Annotated in this window: 5 protein-coding genes; 4 read left to right on the top strand and 1 reads right to left on the bottom strand. The window is 70.7% G+C overall.

Going from position 1 to position 8750, the window contains the following annotated elements; genetic code table 11:
• The 3 genes from fxsB to fxsT form a co-directional block, all read left to right on the top strand.
• A partial coding sequence (gene fxsB / locus ABZ371_RS24560) for a radical SAM/SPASM protein FxsB, inactivated metallohydrolase extension form (protein ID WP_358683317.1) occupies positions 1–868 on the top strand: 868 nt, incomplete at its 5' end.
• A gap of 95 nt (positions 869–963) precedes the next feature.
• A complete protein-coding gene (fsxC, locus tag ABZ371_RS24555; protein ID WP_358683319.1) occupies positions 964–2304 on the top strand; it encodes an FxsC protein in 1341 nt (446 codons plus the stop codon).
• Entirely contained in the window at positions 2301–6236 is a 3936-nt protein-coding gene (fxsT, locus tag ABZ371_RS24550; protein ID WP_358683315.1) for an FxSxx-COOH system tetratricopeptide repeat protein, read from the top strand. Before fsxC ends, fxsT begins: the two co-directional genes overlap by 4 nt.
• A 52-nt stretch (positions 6237–6288) precedes the next feature.
• On the opposite strand, the gene ABZ371_RS24545 is transcribed toward fxsT, so the two are convergent.
• Complete coding sequence (locus ABZ371_RS24545) at positions 6289–7173, bottom strand: alpha/beta fold hydrolase (RefSeq protein WP_358683313.1); 885 nt, start codon at positions 7171–7173, stop codon at positions 6289–6291.
• 448 nt (positions 7174–7621) lie between these two features.
• Here ABZ371_RS24545 and ABZ371_RS24540 point away from each other — a divergent pair, with 448 nt between their 5' ends.
• Complete coding sequence (locus ABZ371_RS24540; protein WP_358683311.1) at positions 7622–8707, top strand: S1 family peptidase; 1086 nt, start codon at positions 7622–7624, stop codon at positions 8705–8707.
• Positions 8708–8750 lie beyond the last annotated feature (43 nt).

The raw sequence follows: 8750 nt of genomic DNA, 5'->3' as shown, positions 1-8750 counted from the left end.
GGACGCGACGGCCCCTCTGGAGTTCCTGGACGGCCGCGTCTTCCTCCCCACGCTCGGAGAGCTGCGGATCGGCGGACCCGGGGAGCGGGGCACCGTACGTGCGCGGTCGGCCGACGGGCACCTCGTGGTGCGGCGCGAGGGAGGCGCCGCCGAGCTGCGCGTCGCACGCGACGCCGGGGAGAGCTCCGGCTGGCTCCCGCTGCGCAGGGTGGGCGGAGGCGGCACCCCCGGATTCGTGCTCGACGACCTCGACCCGTACCGCGACTGCTTCGGCGTCCCCGTGGCGCCGCGCCTCGCGCCGGAGGACGTCAGGGACCTCGGTGCCCGCGTCGCCCGGGCCTGGGGGCTGCTGCGGGAGCGCGTACCGCGACAGGCGGCCGATCTGGCGGGAGCCGTGACCACGTTGACCCCCGTCCGCACGGTCGCGGCCGTCGCGGGCGGGCACGGGTACGGCGCCCTGGGGGCCGGAGGGGCGGGCACCGACGAGGAGCTGGCGCTCGGGCTCCTGCGGGCGTTCAGGCGCGGGACCTGGCAGTCCGTCGTCGCCACCACCGACCTGTACGCGTCCGACGGGACCTGGGAACACCGCTCGCCGTGGCGGCGGGAGCCCGTTTCCTTCTCCACGCTGCTTTCGGAGACCTTCGAGCGGGTAGGAATGGGACTCTTCGACGCGCGCTTCCTGCCGGGTGTCCGGCAGGCGCTCGGCACGATGGCACACGCCGCCGAACTGACCACCGACGGGAAACGCGTGCTCACCGGGCTTGAGAAAGAGATCGCCGGGTTGCCGGACGGGACATCTGCGGAAGAACGTCCGCAGATCGTCACCGCGAGCGGACGGCCTTGGTCGGACCTGGGGGCGGATGACTGAAAAGTAACGGTGAATGACCGGCCGATAGAGGGGTGGAGCGCTGTCCGCTCCGTAATGATGAATTCGCTCGCATCCTTTCCTCCTTCTCGGTGCGAGTGCTCACACAGGACGGGGGTCGTGTGCACGCATCGACGCAGCAGCGAGCGGCGGACCATCGGCCGTACTTCTTTCTGAGCTACGCGCACACACCGGGGTACGGCGGTGGCACGGACCCCGATATGTGGGTCGAACGGTTATTCCAGGATCTCTGTGGCCATGTGATGGCCATGACCGATCTCCCGGCCGGTGCGTCCGCCGGATTCATGGACCGGGAGATACGCTCCGGCGAGGGCTGGTCGGAAAGGCTGGGCGGAGTGCTCGCCACCTGCCGTGTCTTCGTGCCGCTGTTCTCGCCGCGCTATTTCGCCAGTGAGATGTGCGGCAAGGAGTGGTATGCGTTCGAACAGCGCGCCATTCACCACCGCGCACGTTCGAACCAGCCGGCGGAGGCCATCGTCCCGGCCCTCTGGGTCCCCGTCCCGCCCAGCCAGTTGCCGGGTTCCGCCGAGCGCCTGCAGTTCAACCACCGCGATTTCGGCGAGCGGTACGTCAGTGACGGCCTCTACGGACTGATCAAGCTCAGGCTCTTCGCCCAGGAGTACGAACGGGCGGTCTACGAACTGGCCAAACGCATCGTCAGCGTCGCCGACACCGTGCAGATCGACACGGGAAGGCCCGTGGACTACCGCCTCGCCCCGAGTGCCTTCGGGTCGACGAGCAGCGGGGTGGGGGCTCCCCGCCCGATGCAGATCACCATTGCCGCCCCCACCCGCCACGACCTGCCCGAGGGGCGGAACGCCGACTACTACGGCGACCATCCACAGGACTGGAACCCCTATTACCCGGCCGCCGCCAGGCCCCTGGCCTACGTCGCCGAGGAACTGGTCCGCTCGCTCAACTACCAGGCAGTGATCACCTCCTTCGACGAGGAGTCCGGCCAGCAGGAGGGCAAGCAGGCGCCCGACACCCCCGAGATACTCCTCGTCGACCGCTGGGCCCTCGTGGACGAGGACCGCCGGCGCCGGCTCGCCGCCTTCGACGCGGAGAACCGGCCCTGGGTGACGATGGTCGTCCCCTGGGGCAGGGAGGACCACCAGAGCAGAGCCGCCGAAGCCGAACTGACCGAGAAGCTCGAGCAGACGATGCCGGCCAAGATGCGGCAGGGGCGGGCCTTCTGCCGCGCCGCGGCCAAGGGGGTGCCCACCATGGAGGCGTTCGGGCAGCTCCTTCCCCAGGTCGTCGAGGTGGCCGCCCAGCAGTACCTGCGGCACGCGACCGTCTACCCCCCGGCGGGGGGCCGGCACAGTGAACGGACCCGGCTGATGGGCCCCATGGGCGGCAGTACGCGGTTCGTACCCGACATGCACGACCCTGCGACGGATGCGGAGGACGTATGACAGCCGGTCGTGACGGGCGCGTCGTCACTTTCTACTCGTACAAGGGCGGCACGGGGCGCACCATGGCCCTGGCGAACACCGCGTGGATCCTGGCGGCCAACGGCAAACGGGTGCTGGCCGTCGACTGGGACCTGGAAGCCCCCGGCCTCCACCGCTTCTTCCACCCCTTCCTGGACCCGTCGACCCTGGGTGCCACCACCGGCGTGATCGACCTGATCACCGAGTACGCCTGGGCCGCCACCAACCCCGCCCGGCGCGCCGACGACTGGCACCGGGACTACGCCCGCGTCCAGCCGCACGCGGTCTCCCTGAACCCCGAGGCGCTCGGCTGGGAGTTCCCGCACGGCGGCACACTCGACTTCGTCTCCGCCGGGCGCCAGAACCGCGAGTACTCCGCGACGGTGTCCACCTTCGACTGGGACAACTTCTACGACCGGCTCGGCGGCGGGCACTTCTTCGACGCGCTGCGCGAGGACATGAAGGCCAGCTACGACTACGTGCTCATCGACAGCCGCACCGGCCTCAGCGACATCGCCGACATCTGCACCGTCCACCTACCGGACGTGCTCGTCGACTGCTTCACCCTCAGCGACCAGTCCATCGACGGAGCCGCCTCCGTGGCCCGCCAGATCGCCGAGCGCTACACCGGCCGTCCCATCTCCATCTTCCCCGTCCCGATGCGCATCGACGAGGGCGAGAAGGAGAAGGCCGACGCCGGCCGCGCCCTGGCCAGGCTCAAGTTCGACCGGCTTCCCCGCGACCTGTCCGGTGACGAACTGACCGCCTACTGGGGTGCGGTGGAGATCCCCTACCGCCCCTACTACGCGTACGAGGAGACACTCGCCACCTTCGGTGACGAGGCGGGGCTCAGCAACTCCCTGCTGTCGGCGTTCGAACGCCTCACCGCGGTCGTGACCCAGCAGGAGGTCACCTCGATGCCTCCGGTGGGCGAGGAGGTGCGGCTGCGGATCCGGGACGCCTTCACCCGGCGCAGGCCCGCACTGCCCGCCGATCTCTTCCTCAGTTACGTGGCGGAGAACCGGATGTGGGCCGACTGGATCGAATCGGTCCTCACCCGGGCGGGCTTCCGCGTCGTCCCGCGCGACGTGTCCGCCGAACGCGAGGCGCGGGAGCCGGCGGCCGTGGCGGCCGAGACGGCGACGCGCACGGTGGTCCTGCTCTCCAGCGCCTATCTGAAGTCCCAGCGGGCGGTGGACCTGTGGAACCGTGCGGCCGCCGAGGACTCGGGCGGCGGCAGGCGCCAGCTCCTGGCCCTCCGGGTGGGCGACGTACGCCTTTCCGGGCCGTACATCGACCGCAACCCCGTCGACCTCTTCCGGCTGGACGAGGTGCACGCGACGACGGCTCTGATGCGCGCCCTGGACAGGCCCGTCCAGCTGGTCGACGGGACGTCCCCGGGCCCGCGCTTCCCCGGCACGGTGCCGCGGATCTGGAACGCGCCGCCGCGCAACCCCGGCTTCACCGGCCGGTCGCTGGTCCTTGAGCGCATGCGCGACCAGCTCGGCGGCGGCATGGCCGTGGTGCTGCCGCAGCCGCAGACCCTGTACGGGCTCGGCGGCGTCGGCAAGACCCAGGTGGCCCTCGAATACGTACACCGCTTCATGGCCGACTACGACCTGGTCTGGTGGATATCCTCCGAGCAGACCGACGACGTTGTGGCCGGGCTCGCCGAACTCGCCGTCCGGCTCGGCGCCCAGGGCGGTGACGACATGGCCGCGGCCTCCAAGGAGGCCGTCGACATGCTCCGGCGGGGCCTGCCCTCGGACCGCTGGCTGCTCGTCTTCGACAACGCGGACGACCCCGAGCAACTGCGCCGCTACTTTCCGCAGGGCGGCTCGGGCCACATCCTCGTCACCTCCCGCAACCAGAGCTGGTCCCAGCACGGTGACGCGCTGCCCGTCGACGTCTTCCTGAGGGAGGAGTCGATCGAGCACCTGCAACGCCGCGCCCCGGGACTGTCCGCCGACGAGGCGGCCCAGGTGGCGACGGCCGTCGGCGACCTGCCGCTGGCGGTGGAACAGGCGGCGGCCTGGATCGCGGAGACCGCCACCCCGATCGGCACGTACCTGGAACAGCTGGCCCAGCAGGCACCCCAGGTCCTCGGACTCAACCAGCCCGCCGGTTACCCGCAGCCCGTCGCGGCGACCTGGAACATCTCCATCGCGCGGCTGAAGGAACGCTCACCGGCCGCGGTGAGGCTCCTCCAGCTGTGCGCCTTCTTCGCCCCCGAGCCCATCTCCGCGAACCTCCTCTACAGCAAGGAGATGATCGAGGCGCTCAAGCCGTACGACTCCTCGCTCCAGGAGAAGCTCGTGCTCGGCCGGGTCATCCGGGAGATCGGCCGCTTCGCCCTCGCCAAGGTCGACCAGGTCTCCAACTCCATCCAGGTCCACCGGCTGGTCCAGGCCGTGATCCGGGCCCAGCTCAGCGAGGAGGAGCAGCGCGACGCCCGGCACGTCGTGCACCGCATCCTGGCCGGGGCCCGCCCCGACGACGACGAGCCGATCGACAACCCCGAGACGTGGCCGCGCTTCGCCACGATCTGGCCGCACCTCGGTCCGTCCGACGCGCGCAACTGCAAGGAGCCCGAGACCCGCAGGCTGCTGATCGACCGTGTGCGCTACCTGTGGAAGCGCGGTGACTTCCGGACCGCCGGCACCCTGGGCAACGAACTGCGCGACATCTGGAGGGAGACCCTGGGCGACCGGGACCTGCAGTACCTCTACCTCCGCTTCCACCTCTCCAACATCCTGCGCTCCCGCGGGCGTTACGTGGAGGCCAAGGAACTCGACGAGGTCACCCTCGAGCGGCAGCGGGAGGTGCTGGGACCCGAGCACCCGCACACCTACATGACCACCAGCAGTCTCGCCATCGACCTCGGCACCCTCGGTGACTACCAGCGGGCGATCGCCCTGGCGACCGAGGCCAACGACGGGTTCAGCCAGATCTTCCACGAGTCGCATCCCAGGACGCTCGCGGCCGCCAACAACCTGGCGCTGAACCTGCGCAGTGTCGGGCAGTACGCGAGGGCCCGGGAGATCGACCAGGACGTGTACGACCGGCGCACCGAGGTGCTCGGGGCCGATCACCCGCACAGCCTGTCCTCCGCCATGAACCTGGCACGTGACCTCCGGGAGGTCGGCCGCTACGACGACTCCGTCGCTCTGCTCAGCCGCACCTACGAGAGCTTCAAGGCGACCCTCGGCCGCACCTACCCGACCACCCTGAGCGCGGCCAAGAGCCTCGCGGTGTCGTTGCGGCGGGCGGGTCAGCACGAGGACGCGCGCCGGCTGACGCTGGCCACCCGCACCCGGTACCGCGCCAAGTACACGGCGGCCAACCCGGACTCGCTGGCCTGTGACCTCAACTTGGCGGCGGACCTCTTCGCGGCCGGGGAGGCTGCCGAGGCGAAGGAGGCCGCGCAGGAGGTCGTGGACCAGTACATGAAGGTGCCGGGGGAGCAGCATCCGTACACCCTGGCCGCGCAGAACAACCTCGGTGTCTACCTGGCCGGGGCGGGGGCGCCGGACGAGTCGGAGAAGGTGCTGATCCGGGTGGTCGCCTCGATGCGGCAGGTGTTCGGCCGGGAGCACCCGAACACGCTCTTCTGCGTCATGAACCTGGCAAGCGCGACGGCCGAACGGGGTGATCTGGACCTGGCCCTGCGGACGGAGCGGGAGATCGCGGGGCAGTTGCGGAACGCACTCGGGGCCTACCACCCCGAGACGCTCGCCATGATGTCGAACATGGCGGTCACCCTCGACGCGATGGGCCGCGAGGCGGAGGCGCGTCAGGTACGGGCGGAGACGGGTGACGAACTGGCCAGGCAACTGGGTGAGGAGCACCCGCTGACCCGGATCGCCCGGGACCAGCGCCGCTTCCAGCGCGAACTGGAACCGATGGCGGTGTGAGAGACGGGCGGGCCCCGGTGCGAGGCACCGGGGCCCGCCCGCCGCCGCGGTGTCAGCAGGCGGTCCTCTCCCGGTCGTCCAGCAGCCAGTTGAGCACCTCCGGGAGCACCGACAGGGCGTCGAAGTGCGCCGCCGCCGGCTCCAGCACCGTGGTGGCGCCCGGGATCCGGCCGGCCAGCCAGCGGGAGTGGCCGACCGGTGAGAACACGTCCTTCTCGCCGTGCCACAGCATCACGGGCCCGGTGATGTCCGCCGGGTCGAAACCCCACGGCCGGGCGAACGCGATCGCGTCGTCGATCCACCCGTACGCCGAAAGCCGCAGCCCCTCGCGGTAGTTGGCGAGCAGCATGGTCCGGATCCCGGCATCGTTGACCACCACCCGGTCGGAGTCGGTCAGCTCCCGGCGCAGGTCGTCCAGGAGCCGGACCGGATCCTGGCGGATCTGTGCCGACCGGCTGATGAAGGACTCCGCCAGACCGTCGGGGTCCGCGGCCGCGGTGGAGTAGGCGAGCACGTTCGACGCCGCCATCCCCTCGAACCAGTCGAGCCCGGCCGCACCCCAGGGGGCCAGGCCGACCAGAGCGGCGGTGCGGGTGACCCGTTCGGGCATCAGGGCGGCACAGGCCAGGGCGTGCGGGGCGCCACCGGAGCGGCCCACCACGGCGAACTTCTCCAGCCCCAGCGAGTCGGCGATCGCCCGCACGTCCTCGGCGACGTCCGCCACCCGGCGGCCGGCCAGCCGGTCGGAGCCGCCGTACCCGGGGCGGTCGTAGGCGATGAGCTGCGTCTTGCGCTGGTACAGCACCATCCCGCGGGGGGCCGGACCGAGCCGGCTGCCAGGGGTCCCGTGCAGGAGGAAGACGGGTCTGCCGCGTGGATCCCCCTGCCGCTGGACCATCAGCTGCCGCCCGTCCGCCACGCGCACCCGACTGCGCACCCCGCCGCCTCCGCTCGGTCGCCCTACCCGGTCCGGGCCTCGACCGCCCGGCGTGCGTTGCCTGTTCGATGATGACCTATCCCCGGCGATTGCGGCACTCCGCGTCACCGGCAACCGGGGGTGTTCGAAGCGTTCAGGGGGCGTTCGGTGGTGTCCGCGGCGTCCGGCATCAGGAGAGCACTCCACGGCATCCGGACCCGTGGCGTTCTTTCAGGACAGGTCCAGCCCTCACCCGCTGACGATCCCCGGTCGCACCGGGTGTTCGCACATGGAACCGACATGGCTCGACGCGGGCTTGTGAACAGGTGGGGTGTGAAGCGTCGGTGTCGTGTGCGCGTCTCGAAGTCGACCTTGTGTGCTATCGGCCGTCTCGGAATAGTGGGCGCCCCATCCTCCGTGTTCCCGGGCACCCCACTTGCCCGGCACACGGCCCCACAGGAGGTAGAAGTTGACGCACCGACGCATATCCAGGAAGCGCGGGACCATGGCCGGCTCGGCCGTCATCGCCCTGGTCGCAGCAGGAGTGACCTTCCAGTCTGCGAACGCCAGTGACGACGTACCCCACTTCACCGTGCGGACCCTGACGGCGAGCGCGGCCGGAAATCTCGCCACCACCCTCGACCGGAGCCTGGGCGGTGACGCGGCCGGCGCCTACTACGACGCCGACGCGAAGCACCTCGTGGTGAACGTGGTCGACGAGGCGGCGGCCGAGCGGGTCCGCCAGGCGGGCGGCAAGGCCAGAATCGTGCAGCACACGCTCGCCGAGCTGACGTCCGCCCGGCGGACCCTCGCCACCGAGGCGGCCATCCCGGGCACCTCCTGGGCGGTCGACCCGGTCAGCAACAAGATCGTCGTCACTGCCGACCGCACGGTCGACGGCGCGGCCTGGGACAAGCTCGACAAGGTGGTCGACGGGCTCGGCTCCAAGGCCGAACTCAACAAGACGGCCGGCGAGTTCAAGCCGCTGATCGCGGGAGGCGACGCGATCTGGGGCAACGGCGCACGCTGTTCGCTGGGCTTCAACGTGGTCAAGGGCGGCGAACCGTACTTCCTGACCGCCGGCCACTGCACCGAGTCGATCACCAGCTGGTCCGACGCGCAGGGCGGCACGGAGATCGGCGCCAACGAGGGGTCCAGCTTCCCGGACAACGACTACGGCCTCGTCAAGTACACCTCGGACGTGCCGCACCCCAGCGAGGTCGACCTGTACAACGGCTCGACGCAGCCGATCACCAAGGCGGGCGAGGCGACCGTCGGCATGCCGGTGACACGCAGCGGCTCGACGACCCAGGTCCACGACGGTGAGGTCACCGCCCTGGACGCCACCGTCAACTACGGCAACGGCGACATCGTCAACGGCCTCATCCGGACCACGGTCTGCGCCGAACCGGGCGACAGCGGCGGCTCGCTCTTCTCCGGCGACACCGCGATCGGCCTGACCTCGGGCGGCAGCGGTGACTGCTCCGCCGGCGGCGAGACGTTCTTCCAGCCGGTGCCCGAGGCGCTGGCGGCCTTCGGCGCCGAGATCGGCTGACCTTCCGGCTCCGCCTTCGGTCCGATGATGTGACCGGCGCGCC

This window comes from Streptomyces sp. NPDC005899 (assembly GCF_040629645.1).
Classification (GTDB): domain Bacteria; phylum Actinomycetota; class Actinomycetes; order Streptomycetales; family Streptomycetaceae; genus Streptomyces.
The sequence above is the reverse complement of the archived record's forward strand: the minus strand, read 5'-3'. Positions and strand labels throughout refer to the sequence as shown.

What these genes read in the sequence shown, in the direction of transcription:
- fxsT (WP_358683315.1), top strand. Translation starts at nt 2,301, where the DNA reads ATGACAGCCGGTCGTGACGGGCGCGTCGTCACTTTCTACTCGTACAAG.